This is a genomic window from Enterobacter cloacae complex sp. P24RS, assembly GCF_014982165.1.
GTDB lineage: Bacteria > Pseudomonadota > Gammaproteobacteria > Enterobacterales > Enterobacteriaceae > Enterobacter > Enterobacter quasihormaechei.
In genome coordinates this window covers 1-23,071 of record NZ_JADCKU010000026.1, presented here as the reverse complement: position 1 = coordinate 23,071, position 23,071 = coordinate 1, and the positions used below count along the sequence as shown (strand labels likewise).

At 59.3% G+C, this 23,071-nt stretch carries 16 protein-coding genes and 1 riboswitch; of the genes, 12 read left to right on the top strand and 4 right to left on the bottom strand.

Annotated features, from left to right (window positions below):
* Positions 1-117: 117 nt before the first annotated feature.
* From yegD to yegS, 9 genes are all read left to right on the top strand, one after another.
* Entirely contained in the window at positions 118-1,470 is a 1,353-nt protein-coding gene (gene yegD / locus INF58_RS20090) for a molecular chaperone (protein ID WP_193528376.1), read from the top strand.
* A gap of 209 nt (positions 1,471-1,679) precedes the next feature.
* Positions 1,680-2,882, top strand: coding sequence for an MdtA/MuxA family multidrug efflux RND transporter periplasmic adaptor subunit (locus INF58_RS20085; protein ID WP_193528375.1), 1,203 nt, complete (start codon positions 1,680-1,682; stop codon positions 2,880-2,882).
* Entirely contained in the window at positions 2,882-6,004 is a 3,123-nt protein-coding gene (locus tag INF58_RS20080; RefSeq protein ID WP_193528374.1) for an MdtB/MuxB family multidrug efflux RND transporter permease subunit, read from the top strand. The genes INF58_RS20085 and INF58_RS20080 overlap by 1 nt, the downstream gene beginning before the upstream one ends.
* A complete protein-coding gene (gene mdtC, locus INF58_RS20075; protein ID WP_193528373.1) occupies positions 6,005-9,082 on the top strand; it encodes a multidrug efflux RND transporter permease subunit MdtC in 3,078 nt (1,025 codons plus the stop codon).
* Positions 9,083-10,498, top strand: a complete 1,416-nt coding sequence (locus INF58_RS20070) for an MFS transporter (RefSeq protein ID WP_193528372.1) — start codon at positions 9,083-9,085, stop codon at positions 10,496-10,498.
* Positions 10,495-11,898 (top strand): two-component system sensor histidine kinase BaeS, encoded by a 1,404-nt coding sequence (gene baeS / locus INF58_RS20065; protein WP_193528371.1) that lies wholly within the window; start codon positions 10,495-10,497, stop codon positions 11,896-11,898. The genes INF58_RS20070 and baeS overlap by 4 nt, the downstream gene beginning before the upstream one ends.
* Positions 11,895-12,617 (top strand): two-component system response regulator BaeR, encoded by a 723-nt coding sequence (baeR, locus tag INF58_RS20060; RefSeq protein WP_193528370.1) that lies wholly within the window; start codon positions 11,895-11,897, stop codon positions 12,615-12,617. Before baeS ends, baeR begins: the two co-directional genes overlap by 4 nt.
* Positions 12,618-12,785: 168 nt before the next feature.
* Entirely contained in the window at positions 12,786-14,147 is a 1,362-nt protein-coding gene (gene yegQ, locus INF58_RS20055; protein WP_193528369.1) for a tRNA 5-hydroxyuridine modification protein YegQ, read from the top strand.
* A gap of 248 nt (positions 14,148-14,395) precedes the next feature.
* The gene (gene yegS, locus INF58_RS20050) at positions 14,396-15,295 is read left to right on the top strand and encodes a lipid kinase YegS (RefSeq protein WP_063868339.1); all 900 of its coding nucleotides are present in this window, start codon (positions 14,396-14,398) and stop codon (positions 15,293-15,295) included.
* Positions 15,296-15,384: 89 nt separating this feature from the next.
* Here yegS and fbaB read toward each other — a convergent pair whose 3' ends face one another.
* Positions 15,385-16,437, bottom strand: coding sequence for a class I fructose-bisphosphate aldolase (fbaB, locus tag INF58_RS20045; protein WP_022648654.1), 1,053 nt, complete (start codon positions 16,435-16,437; stop codon positions 15,385-15,387).
* A gap of 248 nt (positions 16,438-16,685) precedes the next feature.
* On the opposite strand from fbaB, the gene INF58_RS20040 reads away from it, so the two are divergent.
* Genes INF58_RS20040 through INF58_RS20030 form a run of 3 tightly spaced genes read left to right on the top strand, consistent with a single transcriptional unit; the run spans position 16,686 to position 19,914 of the window.
* Entirely contained in the window at positions 16,686-17,963 is a 1,278-nt protein-coding gene (locus INF58_RS20040) for a nucleoside permease (RefSeq protein WP_003859236.1), read from the top strand.
* The gene (locus tag INF58_RS20035) at positions 17,960-18,964 is read left to right on the top strand and encodes an ADP-ribosylglycohydrolase family protein (protein ID WP_131637752.1); all 1,005 of its coding nucleotides are present in this window, start codon (positions 17,960-17,962) and stop codon (positions 18,962-18,964) included. Before INF58_RS20040 ends, INF58_RS20035 begins: the two co-directional genes overlap by 4 nt.
* Positions 18,961-19,914, top strand: coding sequence for a PfkB family carbohydrate kinase (locus INF58_RS20030; protein ID WP_193528368.1), 954 nt, complete (start codon positions 18,961-18,963; stop codon positions 19,912-19,914). Before INF58_RS20035 ends, INF58_RS20030 begins: the two co-directional genes overlap by 4 nt.
* Here INF58_RS20030 and INF58_RS20025 read toward each other — a convergent pair.
* The 3 genes from INF58_RS20025 to thiM are packed head-to-tail and all read right to left on the bottom strand — an operon-like array spanning position 19,888 to position 22,244.
* A complete protein-coding gene (locus INF58_RS20025) occupies positions 19,888-20,634 on the bottom strand; it encodes a GntR family transcriptional regulator (RefSeq protein WP_112792434.1) in 747 nt (248 codons plus the stop codon). The genes INF58_RS20030 and INF58_RS20025 overlap by 27 nt on opposite strands.
* A gap of 42 nt (positions 20,635-20,676) precedes the next feature.
* Positions 20,677-21,477: a bifunctional hydroxymethylpyrimidine kinase/phosphomethylpyrimidine kinase gene (gene thiD, locus INF58_RS20020; protein ID WP_193528367.1), complete on the bottom strand. Its 801-nt coding sequence runs from the start codon at positions 21,475-21,477 to the stop codon at positions 20,677-20,679.
* Positions 21,474-22,244 carry a hydroxyethylthiazole kinase gene (thiM, locus tag INF58_RS20015; RefSeq protein WP_193528366.1) on the bottom strand — a complete coding sequence of 257 codons (771 nt, stop codon included), beginning with the start codon at positions 22,242-22,244 and terminating at the stop codon, positions 21,474-21,476. Before thiM ends, thiD begins: the two co-directional genes overlap by 4 nt.
* Before the next feature lie 35 nt (positions 22,245-22,279).
* Positions 22,280-22,376, bottom strand: a riboswitch (TPP riboswitch).
* Positions 22,377-23,071 lie beyond the last annotated feature (695 nt).

Below are 23,071 nucleotides of genomic sequence, written 5' to 3'. Positions count from 1 at the left end.
TTATTTACCTCAGCATAAACCGAAAGATAGCGTTGCGCCTTGCTTTCATATTCCTGTTGTCGCCTGGCAGACATTTCGCTAAAGTCTCGCCCCTTCTCACCGGCATGGGGATTTATTGTGTTTATTGGATTCGACTACGGCACCGCAAACTGCTCGGTTGCGATAATGCAAAACGGACAACCGCAGCTCCTGAAAATGGAAAACGGCAGTACGCTGTTGCCGTCAATGCTCTGCGCGCCCACGCGTGAAGCGGTGTGCGAGTGGCTGTTCCGCCATCATCAGGTTCCGGCCACGGCGGCAGAATCGCAGGCGCTGCTGCGCCGTGCGGTCAGTTTTAACCGCGAGGAAGATATCGACGTTACCCCTTCCAGCGTGCAGTTCGGCCTCTCTTCGCTCGGGCAGTACATTGACGATCCGGAAGAGGTTTACTTCGTTAAATCGCCTAAATCCTTCCTCGGTGCCAGCGGCCTGAAGCCGCAGCAGGTGGCGATGTTTGAAGATCTGGTCTGCGCGATGATGCTGCATATCCGCAATCAGGCGCAGTCGCAGGTGCCGGAGACCATCACCCAGGCGGTGATTGGTCGCCCGATCAACTTCCAGGGGCTGGGCGGTGATGAAGCCAACCAGCAGGCGCAGGGGATCCTCGAGCGTGCGGCGCACCGGGCGGGCTTTAGCGACGTGGTGTTCCAGTATGAGCCGGTTGCGGCGGGGCTGGATTTTGAAGCCACGCTGACGGAAGAGAAGCGGGTGCTGGTAGTGGACATCGGCGGCGGTACGACGGACTGTTCGTTGCTGCTGATGGGGCCGCAATGGCATCACCGTCGCGATCGTGAAAACAGCCTGCTGGGGCACAGCGGCTGCCGCGTCGGCGGTAACGATCTGGATATCGCCCTGGCGTTCAAGAGCCTGATGCCGCTGCTCGGCATGGGCGGACAAACCGAGAAAGGCATCGCCCTGCCGATCCTGCCGTGGTGGAACGCGATTGCCATCAACGACGTCCCTGCGCAGAGTGATTTTTACAGCACCGCGAATGGCCGTTTCCTCAATGATCTGGTGCGCGACGCACAGGATGCCGGGAAGGTCGCACTGCTCTATAAAGTGTGGCGCCAGCGCCTGAGCTACCGGGTCGTGCGCACCGCAGAAGAGAGCAAAATTGCCCTTTCCGATTGTCCGGAGCAGGCCGTTTCATTGCCGTTTATTAGCGACAATCTGGCAACGACCATTACCCGGGAAGGGCTGGAACTGGCGCTGGCCCAGCCGCTACAGCGTATTCTGGAGCAGGTACAGCTGGCGCTGGAGAACGGCAAAGAGAAACCGGACGTGATTTACCTGACCGGCGGTAGCGCCCGTTCACCGCTGATCAAGAAGGCGCTGGCGGAACAGCTGCCGGGGATCCCCATTGCCGGCGGCGATGACTTTGGCTCCGTTACGGCAGGGCTGGCGCGCTGGGCGCAGGTGGTGTTTAGCTAATGCGGTTGTGCCGGGTGGCGCTGCGCTTACCCGGCCTACGTTTCGAGGATCTTGTAGGCCGGGTAAGGCGAAGCCGCCACCCGGCGAAACAGCGCGCCACACTCAGACCATTCCTGACAGTCTTCCATATTTCCTTCATTTTTCCGCTGTGTTAGCTGACTAAACTAGTATCATTCCCCGAAAGAGTTTCAGGATGAGAACGTATAACGATGAAAGGCAGTAACAAATCCCGCTGGGCAATCGCCGCTGGTCTGATTGTGGTGGTCCTTGCCGCCGCCTGGTACAGGCATAGTCAGTCCGCGAATTCCCCGGCACCGGCTGGCGCCAGTAGCCCCTCACAGCGCCCTGCGGGCAGTGGTCGCCACGGCATGCGCGGCGGCGCGCTGGCGCCGGTGCAGGCGGCAACGGCGGTGACGAAAGCGGTGCCTCGTTATCTCTCCGGGCTGGGAACCATCACCGCCGCCAACACCGTGACGGTGCGCAGCCGCGTGGACGGTCAGCTGATGGCCATTCATTTCCAGGAAGGACAGCAGGTCAAAGCCGGCGATCTGCTGGCAGAAATCGACCCAAGCCAGTTTAAGGTGGCCCTGGCGCAGGCGCAGGGGCAGCTCGCGAAAGACAAGGCCACCCTCGCCAACGCCCGCCGCGATTTAGCCCGCTATCAGCAGCTGGTAAAAACCAACCTCGTGTCGCGCCAGGAGCTGGATACTCAGCAGTCGCTGGTCAGCGAATCGCAGGGCACCATCAAGGCCGACGAAGCCGCGGTCGCCAGCGCCCAGCTCCAGCTGGACTGGAGCCGGATCGTTGCCCCCATCGACGGGCGCGTCGGCCTCAGGCAGGTGGACATCGGCAACCAAATCTCGAGCGGCGACACCACGGGCATTGTGGTGATCACCCAGACGCACCCTATCGATCTCGTCTTTACCCTGCCGGAAAGCGACATTGCGACGGTGGTCCAGGCGCAGAAAGCCGGTAAAGGGCTGGTCGTGGAGGCCTGGGATCGCACCAACAAGCAGAAGCTGAGCGAAGGTTCGCTGCTGAGCCTGGATAACCAGATCGACACCACCACCGGCACCATCAAGCTGAAGGCGCGCTTCAACAATCAGGACGATGCCCTGTTCCCGAATCAGTTCGTCAACGCGCGTATGCTGGTCGCGACCGAAGAAAATGCGGTAGTGATCCCGACGGCGGCTCTGCAAATGGGCAGTGAAGGCAACTTTGTCTGGGTGCTGAATAGTGAAAACAAGGTCAGCAAACACCTGGTGAAAACCGGCATCCAGGACAGCCAGACGGTGGTGATCGACGCCGGGCTGTCCGCAGGCGACCGCGTCGTGACCGACGGTATTGACCGTCTGACCGAAGGGGCGCAGGTCGAGGTGGTGGAAGCTCAGACTACAGGAGCAAAAGCCTGATGCAGGTGATGCCGCCGAGCTCTACAGGTGGGCCATCACGCCTGTTCATTTTACGTCCGGTTGCGACGACCCTGTTGATGGTGGCGATCCTGCTGGCCGGGATCATTGGCTACCGTTTTCTGCCCGTGTCGGCGCTCCCGGAAGTAGACTACCCGACGATTCAGGTTGTCACCCTCTATCCGGGCGCCAGTCCGGACGTGGTGACGTCCGCAATCACCGCCCCGCTGGAGCGTCAGTTCGGCCAGATGTCTGGCCTGAAGCAGATGTCCTCCCAGAGCTCCGGCGGCGCCTCGGTCGTCACGCTTCAGTTCCAGCTCGCGCTGTCGCTGGACGTCGCGGAACAGGAGGTGCAGGCCGCCATTAACGCCGCCACCAACCTGCTGCCGTCTGACCTGCCGAACCCGCCGGTTTACAGCAAGGTGAACCCGGCAGACCCGCCGATCATGACCCTTGCCGTCACCTCCTCCGCCATGCCGATGACGCAGGTGGAAGACATGGTCGAAACCCGCGTGGCGCAAAAGATTTCGCAGGTGACCGGCGTCGGGCTGGTGACGCTCGCAGGGGGTCAACGCCCCGCCGTGCGCGTTAAGCTCAATGCCCAGGCCATTGCCGCGCTGGGGTTAACCAGCGAAACCATTCGCACCGCCATCAGCAGCGCCAACGTTAACTCAGCGAAGGGCTCGCTGGACGGCCCAACCCGCGCGGTCACGCTCTCCGCCAACGACCAGATGCAGTCCGCCGATGAATACCGCCAGCTGATTGTGGCCTATCAAAACGGCGCGCCAATCCGCCTCGGGGACGTTGCCACCGTTGAGCAAGGGGCTGAAAACAGCTTGCTCGGGGCGTGGGCCAATAAGCAGCAGGCGATCGTCATGAACGTTCAGCGCCAGCCGGGCGCGAACATTATTGATACCGCCGACAGCATTCGCACCATGCTGCCGCAGCTGGTGGAAAGCCTGCCGAAATCAGTTAGCGTGAAGGTGCTTTCGGATCGCACCACCAACATTCGCGCCTCGGTATCGGACACGCAGTTCGAGCTGATGCTGGCGATTGCGCTGGTGGTCATGATCATCTACCTGTTCCTGCGCAACGTTCCGGCAACCATTATTCCCGCCGTTGCCGTGCCGCTCTCGCTGGTCGGAACGTTCGCGGTAATGGTATTTCTCGACTTTTCGATTAACAACCTGACGCTGATGGCGCTCACCATCGCCACCGGGTTCGTGGTGGACGATGCCATCGTCGTTATCGAGAACATCTCGCGCTATATCGAAAAAGGTGAAAAGCCGTTAGCCGCCGCGCTGAAGGGCGCGGGAGAAATTGGCTTTACCATCATCTCGCTGACCTTCTCGCTGATTGCAGTGCTGATCCCGCTGCTGTTTATGGGGGATATCGTCGGGCGCCTGTTCCGCGAGTTTGCCGTGACGCTGGCCGTCGCCATTCTGATCTCTGCCGTGGTGTCGCTGACGCTAACGCCGATGATGTGCGCCCGCATGCTGAGCCACGACTCTTTGCGCAAGCAAAACCGCTTCTCTCGCGCTTCCGAGCGAATGTTCGAGCGCATCATTGCCGCCTACGGTCGCGTGCTGGCAAAAGTGCTGAACCATCCGTGGGCGACGCTCGGCGTGGCCCTCGGCACGCTGGCGCTCAGCGTCATGCTGTGGATTTTCATTCCGAAAGGCTTCTTCCCGATTCAGGACAACGGCATTATTCAGGGCACGCTCCAGGCCCCGCAGTCGGTCTCCTTCGCGAATATGGCGCAGCGCCAGCAGCAGGTGTCGGAGATCATCATGAAAGATCCGGCGGTGGAAAGCCTGACCGCCTACGTGGGCGTGGACGGCACCAACCCATCGCTCAACAGCGCCCGCCTGCAAATTAACCTCAAACCGCTTGATGACCGCGACGATCGCGTCAACGCGGTGATCGAGCGCCTGCAACGCGCCGTGGCGCGCGTGCCGGGCATTCAGCTGTACCTGCAACCGATTCAGGATTTAACCATTGATACGCAGGTGAGCCGCACGCAGTACCAGTTCACGCTCCAGGCCACCTCGCTTGATGCGCTCAGCACCTGGGTGCCGCAGCTGGTGGACAAGCTGAAAGCGCTGCCGCAGGTTTCTGACGTCAGCAGCGACTGGCAGGATAAAGGGCTGGCGGCGTACGTAAACGTCAACCGCGACACCGCCAGCCGTCTGGGCATTACCATGTCCGACGTGGATAACGCGCTGTATAACGCTTTTGGCCAGCGTCTGATCTCCACCATTTACACCCAGGCGAACCAGTATCGCGTGGTGCTGGAACACAACACCGAGAACACGCCGGGGCTGGCCGCCCTGGACTCGGTGCGCCTGACCAGCAAAGACGGCGGTATTGTGCCACTCAGCGCTATTGCCACGGTGGAAGAGCGTCACGCCCCGCTGTCGATTAACCATCTCGATCAGTTTCCGTCTACCACCATTTCGTTCAACGTGCCGGACGGCTATTCCCTGGGCGAAGCGGTGGAGGCCATTCTGGGCGCGGAGAAGGAACTGAGCTTCCCGTCCGATATTCAGACCCAGTTCCAGGGCAGTACGCTGGCGTTCCAGGCCGCGCTGGGCAGCACCGTCTGGCTGATCGTCGCGGCGGTGGTGGCGATGTATATCGTGCTTGGCGTGCTGTATGAAAGCTTTATCCACCCGATCACCATCCTCTCCACCCTGCCGACGGCGGGCGTGGGAGCGCTGCTGGCGCTGATGCTGGCGGGGAGCGAGCTGGACGTGATTGCGATCATTGGCATCATCCTGCTTATCGGGATCGTGAAGAAAAACGCCATCATGATGATCGACTTTGCGCTGGCCGCCGAGCGCGAGCAGGGTATGGCGCCGCGCGAGGCCATTTTCCAGGCCTGCCTGCTGCGTTTTCGTCCGATCCTGATGACCACCCTGGCGGCCCTGTTGGGCGCCCTGCCGCTGATGCTGAGTACTGGCGTGGGGGCAGAGCTGCGCCGTCCGCTGGGTATCGGCATGGTGGGCGGCCTGCTGGTCAGCCAGGTGCTGACGCTGTTTACCACGCCGGTCATCTACCTGCTGTTCGACCGTCTGGCGCTGTGGACGAAAAGCCGCTTCCCGAAACGTGAAGAGGAGGCGTAAGTGAAGTTTTTCGCCCTCTTCATTTACCGTCCGGTGGCGACGATTTTACTCTCCGTCGCCATCACCCTGTGCGGCGTGCTGGGCTTCCGCCTGCTGCCGGTGGCGCCGCTGCCGCAGGTGGATTTCCCGGTGATCATGGTCAGCGCCTCGCTGCCGGGCGCATCGCCGGAAACCATGGCCTCATCGGTGGCGACGCCGCTTGAGCGATCGCTTGGGCGAATTGCCGGGGTTAACGAGATGACCTCCAGCAGTTCGCTGGGCAGCACGCGCATCATTCTGGAATTTAACTTCGACCGGGACATCAACGGCGCGGCGCGTGACGTGCAGGCCGCGATTAACGCCGCCCAAAGCCTTCTGCCGAGCGGCATGCCGAGCCGTCCGACCTACCGCAAGGCCAACCCGTCCGATGCGCCGATCATGATCCTGACGCTCACGTCTGAGACCTACTCCCAGGGCGAGCTGTACGATTTTGCCTCCACGCAGCTGGCGCAGACTATCGCCCAGATTGACGGCGTGGGCGACGTGGACGTCGGCGGCAGCTCCCTGCCCGCCGTGCGCGTGGGCCTCAACCCGCAGGCGCTGTTCAACCAGGGCGTGTCGCTGGACGACGTGCGTTCCGCCATCAGCAGCGCCAACGTGCGTAAACCGCAGGGGGCGATTGAGGACGGCAGCCACCGCTGGCAGATCCAGACCAACGACGAGCTGAAAACCGCCGCCGAGTATCAGCCGCTGATTATTCACTACAACAACGGCGCGGCGGTGCGCCTGAGCGACGTCGCCAGCGTTACCGATTCGGTGCAGGACGTGCGCAACGCCGGGATGACCAACGCCAAACCGGCCATTTTGCTGATGATCCGCAAACTGCCGGAAGCCAACATCATCCAGACGGTGAACAGCATCCGCGAGCGGCTGCCGGAGCTTCAGGAAACCATTCCGGCGGCAATCGATCTCCAGATTGCGCAGGACCGCTCCCCTACCATCCGCGCCTCGCTCGAAGAGGTGGAGCAGACGCTGATTATTTCCGTCGCGCTGGTGATCCTGGTGGTGTTCCTGTTCCTGCGATCGGGTCGCGCCACGCTGATCCCGGCGGTGGCGGTCCCGGTGTCGCTGATTGGCACCTTTGCCGCCATGTACCTGTGCGGCTTCAGCCTTAACAACCTGTCGCTGATGGCGCTGACGATTGCCACCGGGTTTGTGGTGGATGACGCCATCGTGGTGCTGGAAAATATCTCGCGTCATCTGGAAGCGGGCATGAAGCCGCTCCAGGCGGCGCTTCAGGGTACGCGTGAAGTGGGCTTTACGGTACTGTCCATGAGCCTGTCGCTGGTGGCGGTGTTCCTGCCGCTGCTGCTGATGGGCGGCCTGCCGGGACGACTGCTGCGCGAATTTGCCGTCACGCTTTCCGTCGCCATCGGTATCTCACTGGTGATTTCGCTAACGCTGACGCCAATGATGTGCGGCTGGATGCTCAAGCGCAGCCAACCGCACTCGCAGCCGCGCCGGAAAGGCTTTGGCCGCGTCCTGATGGCAATGCAGTCAGGCTATGGCAAATCGCTGAAATGGGTGCTGAACCACACGCGTATTGTCGGCCTGGTGCTGATGGGCACCATCGTGCTCAACGTCTGGATGTACATTACCATCCCGAAAACCTTTTTCCCGGAGCAGGATACCGGCGTGCTGATGGGGGGTATTCAGGCGGACCAGAGCATTTCGTTCCAGGCGATGCGCGGCAAGCTTCAGGACTTTATGAAAATCATCCGTGAGGATCCGGCCGTAGACAACGTCACCGGCTTTACCGGCGGCTCGCGCGTTAACAGCGGGATGATGTTTATTACCCTTAAGCCGCGCGGTGAACGTCACGAAACGGCGCAGCAGATCATTGACCGCCTGCGGGTGAAGCTCGCCAAAGAGCCGGGGGCAAACCTGTTTTTGATGGCCGTTCAGGATATCCGCGTCGGCGGACGACAGGCCAACGCCAGCTATCAGTACACCCTGCTCTCGGACGATTTAGCTGCCCTGCGCGAGTGGGAGCCAAAGATCCGAAAAGCGCTGGCCGCTCTGCCGCAGCTGGCAGACGTGAACTCCGACAGCCAGAACAACGGCGCGGAGATGGCGCTCACCTACGATCGTGAAACCATGGCCCGCCTGGGCATTAACGTGGAGGCGGCCAACAGCCTGCTGAATAACGCCTTCGGGCAGCGTGAAGTCTCTACCATCTACCAGCCGATGAACCAGTACAAGGTGGTGATGGAGGTGGATCCGCGCTACACCCAGGACATCAGCGCGCTGGACAAGATGTTTGTGATCAATGATGACGGTAAGGCGATTCCGCTGTCGTACTTCGCCAGCTGGCAGCCGTCGAACGCGCCGCTGTCGGTGAACCACCAGGGGCTTTCCGCCGCCTCGACCGTCTCGTTTAACCTGCCAACCGGCTCGTCGCTGTCTGAGGCCAGCGATGCCATTAACCGCGCTATGACCCAGCTCGGGGTGCCCTCCTCCGTGCGCGGCAGTTTTGCCGGTACGGCACAGGTGTTCCAGGACACCATGAATTCGCAGGTCATTTTGATTCTGGCGGCCATTGCCACGGTGTATATCGTGCTGGGCGTGCTGTATGAAAGCTACGTGCATCCGTTGACCATTCTCTCCACGCTTCCCTCTGCGGGCGTGGGGGCACTGCTGGCGCTGGAGCTGTTCGGTGCCCCATTCAGTCTTATCGCGCTTATCGGGATCATGCTATTGATTGGCATCGTGAAGAAAAACGCGATAATGATGGTCGACTTTGCGCTGGACGCCCAGCGCAACGGTAACCTGACGCCGGACGAGGCGATATTCCAGGCCTGTCTGCTGCGTTTTCGCCCGATCATGATGACCACGCTGGCCGCACTCTTCGGCGCGCTGCCGCTGGTCATTTCCGGCGGTGACGGCTCTGAACTGCGCCAGCCGCTGGGGATCACGATTGTCGGTGGCCTGGTGATGAGCCAGCTCCTGACGCTCTACACCACGCCGGTGGTCTATCTGTTCTTCGACCGGCTGCGGCTGCGTTTTTCGCGTAAAAAAAGAACCACGGTGACCGAGTAAATGACCGACCTTCCCGGTAACGTTCGCTGGCAGTTGTGGATAGTCGCGTTCGGCTTCTTTATGCAGTCGCTGGACACGACTATCGTGAACACCGCCCTCCCCTCGATGGCAAAAAGCCTGGGGGAGAGCCCGCTGCACATGCATATGGTGATTGTCGCCTACGTGCTGACGGTCGCCGTGATGCTGCCCGCCAGCGGCTGGCTGGCGGATAAGGTCGGCGTGCGGAACATCTTCTTCACCGCCATCGTGCTGTTTACCACCGGGTCTCTGTTTTGCGCTCAGGCCAATACCCTCGATCAGCTGGTGATGGCGCGCGTACTACAGGGCGTCGGCGGCGCAATGATGGTGCCCGTCGGGCGGCTAACGGTGATGAAAATTGTTCCGCGCGCGCAGTATATGGCAGCGATGACCTTTGTCACCCTGCCCGGTCAGGTCGGCCCGCTGCTTGGCCCGGCGCTGGGCGGTATTCTGGTGGAGTACGCTTCCTGGCACTGGATCTTCCTGATTAACCTGCCGGTCGGTATCATCGGCGCGATTGCCACCCTGACGCTGATGCCGAACTATAAAATGCAGACCCGGCGCTTTGATTTCTTTGGCTTCATCCTGCTGGCCGCCGGCATGGCGACGCTCACCCTGGCGCTGGACGGGCAAAAAGGGCTGGGGATTTCGTCCCTGTCGCTCGCCCTGCTGGTGGCGCTGGGTGTCACCGCTATTCTCTGGTATCTGTGGCATGCCAGAGGCAACGACAGGGCGCTGTTCAGCCTGAACTTGTTTAACACACCAACCTACCGTCTGGGGCTTTTGGGCAGCTTCGCCGGTCGTATCGGCAGCGGCATGCTGCCGTTTATGACGCCGGTATTTTTACAGATTGGGATGGGCTTTTCGCCGTTCCACGCGGGGCTGATGATGATCCCGATGGTGCTCGGCAGCATGGGGATGAAGCGTATTGTGGTGCAGGTGGTAAACCGCTTTGGCTACCGCCGCGTGCTGGTGGCCGCCACGCTCGGGCTGGCGCTGGTCACCCTGCTGTTTATGGCCGTAGCGCTGATGGGCTGGTACTACGTCCTGCCGCTGGTGCTGTTCTGCCAGGGGATCGTCAACTCCATGCGCTTCTCGTCAATGAACACCCTCACGCTGAAAGATCTGCCGGACGAGCTGGCGAGCAGCGGTAACAGCCTGCTGTCGATGATCATGCAGCTCTCCATGAGCGTGGGGGTCACGGTGGCCGGCTTGCTGCTCGGCATGTACGGCCAGCACCACCTCAGCGTCGACACCCCCGTCGCGCATCAGGTCTTTTTATACACCTACCTCAGCATGGCGGCGATCGTCGCCCTGCCCGCTTTTATCTTTGCCAGAGTACCGAATGACACGACCAAAAATGTCGTGCTCCGACGCGGCAAAAGGAGTACACCATGAAATTCTGGCGTCCGGGGATCACCGGTAAGCTTTTTGTGGCGATTTTCGCCACCTGTATTGTCCTGCTGATTACCATGCACTGGGCGGTGCGGGTCAGTTTTGAGCGCGGTTTTATTGACTACATCAAGCACGGTAACGAACAGCGTTTACAGGGCTTAAGCGACGCGCTGGGCGAACAGTACAGCCTGCACGGTAACTGGCGTTTTCTGCGCAATAATGACCGCTTTATATTTCAAATTCTGCGCTCGCTGGAGCACGATAATGACGACGACCGTCCGGGGCCGGGTATGCCGCCGCACGGCTGGCGCACCCAATTCTGGGTGATTGATCAGGAGATGCGTGTGCTCGTTGGCCCGCGCTCGCCGGTACCGCCGGACGGCACAAAGCGCGCCATCACCTCGAACGGTGCCACGGTGGGCTGGGTCATCGCCTCGCCGGTCGAGCGGCTGACGCGCAACACCGACATCAACTTTGACCGCCAGCAGCGTCAAACCAGCTGGCTGATTGTCGCGCTCTCTACCCTGCTTGCCGCGCTCGCCACCTTCCCGCTGGCGCGCGGTCTGCTGGCGCCGGTTAAGCGCCTTGTTGAGGGCACACACAAGCTGGCGGCGGGTGATTTCTCGACCCGCGTGGACACCCGCAGTCAGGACGAGCTGGGCAAGCTGGCGCAGGACTTTAACCAGCTCGCCAGCACGCTGGAGAAAAACCAGCAGATGCGCCGCGACTTTATGGCCGACATTTCGCACGAGCTGCGCACCCCGCTGGCGGTGCTGCGCGGCGAGCTGGAGGCGATTCAGGACGGCGTTCGGCAGTTCACTCCCGAGTCCGTGGCCTCGTTACAGGCGGAAGTCGGTACGCTGACCAAGCTGGTGGACGATCTGCATCAGCTTTCCATGTCCGACGAAGGTGCCCTGGCCTACCAGAAAGCCGCAATCGACGTGATCAATATTCTTGAAGTCGTGACCGGCGCGTTCCGCGAACGCTTCGCCAGCCGTGACCTGAAAATCAACCTCTCGCTGCCGGACAGTGCGGTGGTGTTTGGCGACAAAGATCGCCTGATGCAGCTATTCAATAATCTGCTGGAGAACAGCCTTCGCTATACCGACGGCGGCGGCGCGCTGCATATCTCCGGCAAGCAGGAAAACGGGCGCTTTGCCCTGACCTTCGCGGACTCCGCCCCTGGCGTGACGGATGCGCAGCTGGAAAAACTGTTCGAGCGCTTCTATCGCACCGAAGGTTCCCGCAACCGCGCCAGCGGCGGTTCCGGCCTTGGGCTGGCGATTTGCGTTAACATTGTAGAAGCCCACGGCGGCACCATCCGCGCCGCCCATTCGCCTTTTGGCGGGGTTAGCATTACAGTAGAGTTACCTCTGGAACGGGATTTATCGAGGGAAGCATGACCGAGTTACCGATTGACGACAACACACCGCGCATTTTGATCGTGGAAGACGAGCCTAAACTGGGGCAACTGCTGATCGACTATTTGCGTACCGCGAGCTACGCGCCCACGCTTATCAGCCACGGCGACCAGGTGCTGACCTACGTGCGCCAGACGCCGCCGGATCTGATCCTGCTGGATCTGATGCTCCCGGGTACTGACGGCCTGACCCTGTGTCGTGAAATTCGTCGTTTCTCCGACGTTCCCATCGTGATGGTGACGGCCAAAATCGAAGAGATCGACCGCCTGCTGGGGCTTGAAATCGGCGCCGACGATTATATCTGCAAGCCTTACAGCCCGCGCGAAGTGGTTGCTCGCGTGAAAACTATCCTCCGCCGCTGCAAGCCGCAGCGTGAATTGCAGGTGCTGGATGCGCAAAGCCCGCTGATTGTCGACGAAAGCCGCTTCCAGGCGAGCTGGCGCAACAAGCTGCTGGACCTCACCCCTGCGGAGTTCCGCCTGCTGAAAACGCTCTCCCACGAGCCGGGGAAAGTGTTTTCCCGCGAACAGTTGCTCAATCATCTGTATGACGATTACCGCGTGGTGACGGACCGCACCATCGACAGCCACATCAAAAACCTGCGCCGCAAGCTGGAGTCGCTGGATGCCGACCAGTCGTTTATTCGTGCGGTGTACGGCGTGGGGTATCGGTGGGAAGCGGACGCGTGCAGGATTGCCTAGTCAGCTGCGGGATAATCCAGGCCGGGTAAGGCGAAGCCGTCACCCGGCACAAGAACTTTACCTCCCCGCCCCGCAGCGCTACAATGCCCGCCCTTAAAGTGGGGGATCTCCCCTTACCGCTGCACCAGGTGTATGCGGATCTGACCTGTCATCAGAACGAGAACAAACATGTTTAAACCGGAACTCCTTTCCCCGGCGGGAACGCTGCAAAATATGCGTTACGCTTTCGCCTATGGTGCCGACGCCGTCTACGCGGGCCAGCCGCGCTACTCGCTGCGCGTGCGTAACAACGAATTCAACCACGAGAATCTTCAGCTCGGCATTAACGAAGCGCATGCCCTGGGCAAAAAATTCTACGTGGTGGTGAACATCGCGCCGCACAACGCCAAGCTGAAAACGTTCATTCGCGACCTGAAGCCGGTCGTGGAGATGGGGCCGGACGCGCTGATCATGTCGGACCCGGGTTTAATCATGCTGGTTCGGGAGAACTTCCCTGATATGGACATTCACCTTTCGGTGCAGGCTAACGCCGTCAACTGGGCGACGGTGAAATTCTGGAAGCAGATGGGGCTGACCCGCGTCATTCTGTCTCGCGAGCTGTCTCTCGAAGAGATCGAAGAGATCCGCACCCAGGTTCCAGATATGGAGATCGAAATCTTCGTTCACGGCGCGCTGTGCATGGCCTACTCCGGCCGCTGCCTGCTCTCTGGCTATATCAACAAGCGTGACCCGAACCAGGGCACCTGCACCAACGCCTGCCGCTGGGAATATAACGTTCAGGAAGGCAAAGAGGATGAGATCGGGAACATCGTGCACAAACACGAGCCGATCCCGGTCACCAACGTTGAGCCAACGCTGGGTATCGGCGCGCCGACCGACAGCGTGTTTATGATTGAAGAAGCCAAACGTCCGGGCGAGTACATGACCGCCTTTGAAGACGAGCACGGCACCTACATCATGAACTCGAAGGATCTCCGCGCCATCGCGCACGTGGAGCGTTTAACCCAGATGGGCGTGCACTCCCTGAAAATCGAAGGCCGCACAAAGTCCTACTACTACTGCGCCCGCACCGCGCAGGTATATCGCAAAGCCATCGACGATGCCGCCGCCGGTAAACCGTTCGACACCAGCCTGCTGGAAACGCTGGAAGGTCTGGCGCATCGCGGCTATACCGAAGGTTTCCTGCGTCGTCACACCCACGACGACTACCAGAACTACGAGCATGGCTACTCGATTTCTGAACGCCAGCAGTTTGTCGGTGACTTCACCGGCGAGCGTAAAGGCCCGCTGGCAGCCGTCGCCGTAAAAAACAAATTCACCAAAGGCGACAGCCTGGAGCTGATGACGCCGCAGGGCAACATGAACTTCCGCCTGGAGCACCTGGAAAACAAAAAAGGTGAGGCGATTGAGGTCGCACCGGGCGATGGCCATGTGGTCTGGCTGCCGGTTCCTGAAGAGGTAGAGCTGGAGTTTGCGCTGCTGATGCGTAATTTTGAAGGTGAAAATACCCGAAATCCACACGGCAAATAGTCAATCAACGGGATTTTTTCACGCTGGGATAATTCTTAGAATCGGATCACATACCGCTTCGTTCAATACGGGTATTATCCCCCCGCTGAAAAACATAACCCATAAATGCTAGCTGTACCAGGAACCACCTCCTTAGCCTGCGTAATCTCCCTTACGCGGGCTTATTTTTTGCCTTTCATCCTGTTCTTACCCGCTTTGTTCTTCTCTGGGATACACTCTTTCTATAGTTAAAAAAGGGAGCAAACCGGATGGCAACCTATCCAGACAGTTTATTAATTCTCAACGGCAAAAGTGCAGGCAACGATCTGTTGCGTCAGGCGATTACCGAATTGCGTGAAGATGGCGCGCGCATTCACGTGCGGGTGACCTTTGAAAAAGGCGATGCGGCACGCTATATCGACGAGGGCATCAGGTTAGGCGCTGAAACCATTATTTCCGGCGGCGGCGACGGAACGATCAACGAAATCGCCGGCGCGCTGATTGATCTCAACACAGCAGATCGCCCGGTGATGGGCATTTTACCGCTCGGTACCGCCAATGATTTTGCCACCAGCGCCGGCATACCTGAGGATTTAGGAAAAGCGCTGCAACTGGCCATCCTCGGTAAAGCGACCCCCGTCGATATCGCTCAGGTAAATGAAAAAACCTGCTTTATCAATATGGCGACGGGCGGTTTCGGCACGCGGATCACCAGCGAAACGCCGGAAAAGCTGAAAGCCGCGTTGGGCGGCGTCTCGTATCTCATTCACGGCCTGATGCGCATGGACACGCTCAAGCCGGACAGCTGTGAAATCCACGGTGAGAACTTCCACTGGCAGGGCAACGCGCTGGTGATTGGCATCGGCAACGGGCGGCAGGCGGGCGGCGGACAGCAGCTTTGCCCGGAAGCATTGATTAATGACGGTCAGCTACAGCTGCGCATTTTTACCGGCGACGGGCTGCTGCCCGCGCTGTTTACGACGCTGACGCAGCCGGAGGAGAGCCCCAACATCATCGACGGCACATCCGCGTGGTTTGAGGTGATCGCCCCCCACGGCATGACCTTTAACCTTGACGGAGAGCCGCTCAGCGGCGAGCGATTCCGCATCGAAGTTTTGCCCGGCGCGTTGCAGTGCCGATTGCCGCCGGACTGTCAGCTTTTGCGCTGATGTGTTGCCGGGTGGCGGCCCTCTTCCCGTATGCACGGAACCGTCCCCTCTCCCCGTTGGGGAGAGGGTTAGGGTGAGAGGAAAAAGACTTAAGCGATCGTGACTTTACTGTCCAGATAGACGTCCTGAACCGCGTTGATCAGCTTCACGCCGTCGGCCATGGATTTTTTGAACGCCTTACGGCCGAGGATCAGCCCCATGCCGCCCGCGCGTTTGTTAATCACCGCCGTGCGCACCGCGTCGGTCAGGTCGGTTTCACCGCCTGCCGCACCGCCGGAGTTAATCAGCCCGGCGCGGCCCATGTAGCAGTTCGCCAGCTGGTAACGCACCAGATCGATCGGGTTGTCGCTGGTCAGCTTGCTGTAGACCCGGTCGTCGGTATAGCCAAAATTCACCGCCTTATAGCCGCCGTTATTCTCGGCCATTTTCTGCTTCACGATGTCCGCGCCGATGGTCGCCGCCAGGTGGTTGGCCTGACCGGTCAGATCCGCAGACACGTGGTAATCCACGCCGTCTTTCTTGAACGACCCGTTGCGCAGATAGGCCCACAGCACGGTCACCATGCCCAGCTCGTGGGCGCGCTCGAACGCTGCGGAGATCTCCTCTATCTGACGACGCGACTGTTCAGAGCCGAAATAGATCGTCGCCCCGACCGCCACCGCGCCCATATTGAACGCCTGCTCGACGCTGGCGTACAGCGTCTGGTCGTATTCAGTTGGGTAGCTCAGGGTTTCGTTATGGTTCAGCTTGACGAGGAACGGAATGCGGTGGGCATAGCGACGCGACACGGAGGCCAGCACGCCGTAGGTGGAGGCCACGCAGTTACAGCCCGCCTCAATCGCCAGCTCGACGATGTTTTTCGGATCGAAGTAGAGCGGGTTCGCGGCAAACGACGCCCCCGCAGAGTGTTCAACGCCCTGGTCAACGGGCAGAATAGAGAGGTACCCGGTTCCGCCCAGGCGTCCGGTATTATAAAGCGTCTGCATGTTTCGCAGTACGGCAGGCGGACGGTTGTTGTCGACCATGACGCGGTCAACGTAGTCATGGCCAGGCAGGTAAAGCTGGTCGGCTGGAATGGTCATACAACGATGCTGTAAAAGGCTGTCGGCGTCTTTGCCAAGCAACTGCGCAATATCAGTCATAGTGATGCTCCCGTAAGTCCGACGTGATGTCGGAGCGTGTGATCCAAACCCACGTTTTTGCAGGCAGACTAAGCCTGGTACCGACTTACTCTATTTTCCACCATTTGCAACTTTTTTAAGCACAATCTGCTGGCTCGTTTCGTGTACAACATTTTTGTTACACTGATCAAACAATCGCCTTAAAGGTATTTAAAAGGTATTATCACATGGTATGTTAACCGCGTACCTCTGACATGCAGGATTAAAAAATGAAAACGAAAGTCCAACTGTCATTCATGATGTTCGTTGAATGGTTTATCTGGGGCGCGTGGTTTGTGCCATTGTGGCTGTGGCTGAGCAAGAGCGGGTTTACTGCCGGCGAAATAGGCTGGTCGTATGCCTGTACCGCCATCGCCGCGATCCTCTCGCCCATCCTGGTCGGCTCGCTGACGGACCGCTTCTTCGCCGCCCAGAAGGTGCTGGCGGTGCTGATGTTCGCCGGCGCGATCCTGATGTACTTCGCCGCACAGCAAACCCAGTTCAGCACCTTCTTCCCGCTGCTGCTGGCCTACTCCCTGACCTATATGCCGACCATCGCGCTGACCAACAGTATCGCCTTTGCGAACGTCGATGACGTGGAGGCCGATTTCCCGCGCATCCGCGTGATGGGCACCATCGGCTGGATTGCCTCGGGCCTGGCGTGCGGCTTCCTGCCGCAGATGATGGGCTATAGCGACATCTCCGACACCAATATTCCCCTGCTGATGACCGCAGCCAGCTCCCTTCTGCTCGGCGTCTTCGCGCTGTTCCTGCCGAATACCCCGCCGAAAAGCACCGGCAAGCTGGATTTCAAAGTCATGCTGGGGCTGGACGCGCTGATCCTGCTGCGCGATAAAAACTTCCTGGTGTTCTTCTTCTGTTCGTTCCTGTTCGCCATGCCGCTGGCCTTCTACTACATCTTTGCCAACGGCTATCTCACCGAAGTGGGGATGAAAAACGCCACCGGCTGGATGACCCTCGGCCAGTTCTCTGAAATCTTCTTCATGCTCGCCCTGCCGTTCTTTACCAAACGCTTTGGTATTAAGAAGGTCTTGCTGCTGGGCCTGATCACCGCCGCCATTCGCTACGGCTTCTTTGTTTACGGTGGCGCCGAACAGTACTTCACCTACGCCCTGCTGTTCCTCGGCATTCTGCTGCACGGCGTGAGCTATGACTTCTATTACGTCACCGCATACATCTACGTGGATAAAAAAGCGCCCGTGCATATGCGCAACGCGGCGCAGGGCTTGATCACGCTGTGCTGTCAGGGCTTTGGTAGCCTGCTGGGTTACCGTCTCGGCGGCGTGATGATGGAAAAAATGTTCGCATATAAAGAGCCGGTGAATGGGCTGACCTTCAACTGGGCCGGAATGTGGACGTTTGGTGCAATCATGATTGTGGTGATTGCCGTGCTGTTTATGCTGTTTTTCCGCGAATCGGATAAAGAGATCACCGCAATTGAGGTGGTTGATGGCGATACCGCGCTGACACGAGGGGAAGTTAAATGAAACAAGACCGTATTCTCGGTGCCCTTTACGGGCAGGCGTTAGGGGATGCGATGGGGATGCCGTCGGAGCTGTGGCCGCGCAAGCGGGTAAAAGCACACTTCGGCTGGATCGACCGTTTCTTACCCGGCCCGGCCGAGAATAATGCCGCCTGCTACTTCAGGCAGGCGGAGTTTACCGATGATACATCCATGGCGCTGTGCCTGGCCGATGCGATTATCGAATGCGACGGGGAGATTAATCCTGACGTTATCGGTAAGCATATTCTGAACTGGGCGCTGGATTTCGACGCGTTCAATAAGAATGTGCTTGGCCCGACCTCCAAAATTGCCCTGAACGCCATCCGCGACGGCAGGCCGGTGAGCGAGCTGGAAAATAACGGCGTCACCAACGGGGCCGCGATGCGCGCCTCCCCGCTGGGCTGCCTGCTGCCGGCCACGCGTCTGACGCACTTTGTTGAACAGGTTGCGTTAGCCTCCAGCCCGACCCATAAATCGGATCTCGCCATCGCCGGTGCGGTGGTCATCGCGTGGGCGGTTTCGCGCGCTATCGACGGCGAGCGCTGGCAGAACATCGCTGATGCCCTGCCGGGTATTGCCCGCGCGGCCCAGGAGGCCAACACGACCACCTTCAGCGCATCGCTTTCGGCACGCATTGAGCTGGCCCTGAAAACCGTGCGCGAAGCCAACGGTACGGAATCCGCCAGCGAGCAGATCTATCAGCTTATTGGCGCGGGCACGAGTACCCTGGAGTCCGTTCCGGCGGCCATTGCGATGGTCGAACTGGCGGGAACCGACCCGAACCGCTGCGCGTTTTTATGCGCCAACCTGGGGGGTGACACCGACACTATCGGCGCGATGGCAACCGCCATCTGCGGCGCGCTGCACGGTATACAGGCCATTGATCCGGCGCTCAGGCGCGAACTGGATGCCGTAAACCGGCTTGATTTCGGCCACTACTGCGACAAGCTGCTGCACTTCCGGGAGCAAAGGGAGGGTGTATGAGTGCTTTTGCCCGCCGTCTCGAAACGCTTCACGCCACGCGTCCGGTAACGGTGCTGGGCGCGGCGGTGATCGACGTGATTGCCGACGCCTACGCCCTGCCCTGGCGCGGGTGTGATATCGAGCTGAAGCAACAGGGCGTGAATATTGGCGGCTGCGCCCTGAATATCGCTATCGCCCTCAAGCGGCTCGGCATTGCTGCGCAAAACGCGCTTCCCGTGGGCCACGGCGTATGGGCCGATATTATCCGTAACGCCATGGCGAAGCAGGACCTGCACAGCACCGTGGAAGCGGAAACGGGCGATAACGGCTGGTGTCTGGCGCTGGTGGAGCCTGACGGTGAACGCACCTTTATGTCGTTCAGCGGCGTGGAGAATCAGTGGCAGCAGCGCTGGCTGGACGGGTTAAGCGTGCCGGAGAAAAGCCTGATCTATTTGTCCGGCTACCAGCTGGCGTCGCCCAGCGGCGAACTGCTGACGGCCTGGGTGGAAAGTCTTCAGGATGTGACGCTCTTTATTGATTTCGGTCCGCGTATTGCGGATATCCCCGACCCGCTGATGGCGCGGATGATGGCCTGCAAACCGATTGTCTCGCTTAATCGTCAGGAGGCAGAGCTTGCCGCCGAATGGCTTGGCGTGAACGTGGAGCAGCTCGGCAAACAGTGGCAGCAGCGTTTTAGCGCTGCGCTGATCGTGCGCCATGATAAAGACGGGGCGATCTGGTATGACGGTGACGCCTCCGGACACGTTCCGGCGTTTCCTGCTGACGTGGTCGATACCATCGGCGCGGGTGACAGCCATGCGGGAGGCACCCTTGCCGGGCTGGCAGCGGGATGGTCACTGCCGGAGTCGGTGCAGCTTGGCAATGCCGTAGCCGCCTGGGTCGTCAGCCATCGCGGTGGAGACTGCGCCCCCACGCGCGACGCACTACTCCTCGCACACAAAGACGTATAGGTCGCTGCGGCAGTAGCTGATGCTGTACTCAATGGGACGGTGCTGTTGATCGAGCGCGACCTGCTTGATCACCAGCACCGGTATCTTATCGTCCATCTTTATATGCGTCTGAAACTCGCTGTCCGGCATCCGGGCGCTGACGCGGGAACGGGTGCGCTGCGGAAAGATATTCTGGCTGCGAAAGTAATCATAAAGCGAGACGCCAATATCGTCCGGGTTGGGAATTAACCCTACCGGTACCCAGGACTCCTCAATGGATACCGCATCGTCGTCCACATAGCGGATGCGCTTAAGCAGAAACACGTCGCTTTCCGGCGCAAGGGAAAGATGGCGGGCGATCTCTTCCGGGCACTTCACCACGCGTTTATTCACCCACAGCGTGTTGGGCGTTTTGCCCCGCAGCACCACCTGCTGGGAAAACCCCCGAGCCTCTTTTAGCGAATATTCAAAGATATTGTTGATTTGCGTGCCGTAGCCGCGCGCCCGGGTGACGACCCCGGCCTCCTCCAGCGCCTGCATCGCTTTACGCACCGTAATGCGCGATACGCCGGCAAGCTGGCTCAGGTCACGTTCGCCGGGCAAAATATTCCCGTGAGCGAGCACGCCGCTGCGCACCGCGTTTTTGACCGTTTCGGCAAATTTCAGATACAGCGGCGTGTTGTCCGGTGCGGCAATTCGTTCCTTGAGCTGGGCAATTAACCGGGTATGCGCTTGTTCCATCTCTGTTTTTCTCTGGCATGAGGTTTCATGCCAGTATACGGCTTACCACCATGCATGAAAATGGTGAACCGGCCCAATACCGTGACCCACTTCCAGAGAATCGGCTTTTGCCAGCGCGCCCGAGAGCCAGACCTTCGCTTCCTGCACCGTATCCGCCCAGTTCGCGTGACGGGGACGCAGCGCCGCCAGCGCGGCAGAGAGCGTACAGCCCGTGCCGTGGGTGTTTTTAGTCTGTACGCGCGGCGCGGTGAAACGTTGCGCGCCATCGCGGGTGAAGAGCCAGTCCGGGCTTTCTGCATCATCAAGATGACCACCTTTCATCAGCACTGCGCTACACCCCATCGCCAGCAGCGCATTCCCCTGCTCTTTCATTTCACGTTCGCTTTGCGCGTGCGGCGCATCCAGAAGCGCGGCGGCTTCGGGCAGGTTGGGCGTGATCAGCGCCACCTGCGGCAGCAGCTTTTTACGCAGCGTGTCGACAGCAGAGGCGGAGAGCAGCGGATCGCCGCTTTTGGCTAACATTACGGTATCGAGCACTACGTTTTTTATCCGGTAATGTTTAAGACGTTCAGCAACCGCTTCAACAATGTCTGCTTCTGCCAGCATGCCGATTTTGGTGGTGTCGATACGTACGTCGCTGAATACCGAATCCAGCTGCGCGCCGACAAAATCCGGCTCAATGCGATACACCGACTGTACGCCGCGCGTGTTTTGCGCCACCAGCGCGGTGATAACCGAGCAGCCGTAAGCGCCGAGCGCAGAGAAAGTTTTCAGGTCTGCCTGGATCCCCGCTCCGCCGCTTGGATCGGTTCCCGCAATAGTCAGGGCATTGATGCGTTTCATGCCTGTGCCTCCAGCGCGTAAAGCGCATCCAGAAACGCAGAGGCAAAGCTGCCGGGCCCCTGGCTTTGAGACAGAGCAGCCGATCCTGCACGCTTCATAAAACCGCAGGCTGCCGTCGCGTTATCAAGCCTGTCGCCAGGCAGTGAGCAACAGGCGGCGACGACCGCCGAGAGCGCGCAGCCTGTTCCCACCACGCGGGTCATCAGCGGGTCGCCGCCCGCGACCGTACGGGTTCGCTGCCCGTCGGTGATGTAATCCACTTCCCCTGTGACCACCACAACGGCGTGGGTCTGGCGGGCGAGCGCCTGCGCGGCGGGCAAGGCGCTTACAGCCGTATCGGTGGTGTCTACCCCGCGACCGCCCGCACTCATTCCGGCAAGGGCCAGGATTTCGGAGGCATTGCCGCGAATGGCAGCAGGTTTAAGCGATATGATTTGCTGGCAAAAACGGGTGCGGAACGCCAGCGCGCCAGCCGCGACCGGGTCCAGAACCCAGGGGGTGCCCGCAGCAACCGCACTCTCAATGGCCCGACGCATCGACTCGGCACGCGGCGCGGTGAGCGTGCCAACGTTGATGAGCAGAGCATCGGCAAGCGCGGCGAACGGTTCCGCTTCCTCGGCTTCGATCACCATTGCCGGGGACGCACCGAGCGCAAGCAGAACGTTGGCGGTGAAGGCCTGCACGACATCGTTAGTCATACAGTGTGTGAGCGGGGAACGGGTTCGGAATTGAAATAAAACGTGTGAATCGAGCAGGTCAGGCTGCATGGTTTCGCTCCTGCCGTACGTGAAGAAGCGATGACCGGGTAGGCATCTGACTTCCCTACGCTGGCATTATCCAGATCAGGTAATACGGGTATTTCTCAGCCTTCACAAAGAAGGGCACCCCGAGTCATTTACAAAAAAAATCTACAGCTTGAGATTAATGTTCATTATCAATCCTTGATCAGGATCATGCCAGCGGGAAGCCAAAGTTACAATCCCCTAAAATCGACCTTTTTGCTTGGAAAAAGCCATTTGTCCCAGCTCGTGTCCCAAAATATATCCCACAGTTATTTACAGCGGAAGGTCAATAATAGATACAAAAAAGGCCTGGTTACCCCAGCCTCAGATTGCATTCTTCTTTCTCAACTTCAACAGCGCTTAATTGATTGCCTTATCAAGTCCATTTTGCTCAACATATAAGAACCATTATGTTAAATAGACCGAAAAATTAGGCAAAAAAAACTTGTCGCTGCAATTTTTCCCTGTAGTGGTGCAGCGTGATGGAAGCATCGCTGAATGTGTCGCCCTTTCGATATTCGCTACAAATCCTGTGAAATAATTAGGGTGCTAATCATCCAGCTTGACATATGAACAATAGGACAGAGGATTTTTCTATTCACTTCAGTTTTTTCAATAACAAATTTGTCCATTTTCGAAACTTTGGATTATTTCTTAAGCGGTGTATTATAAGCAAATAACCATAGTAAATCCAGGGACAGATGATGAAGATGGTACTGCCAGTTGATGGCTGTCGTTCGGCAACAGGGTTCATGGAGGCCTTAGAGGGCACTGAGGGAGATACTCACTGGCTGATGAAGAAGGCCGAACAC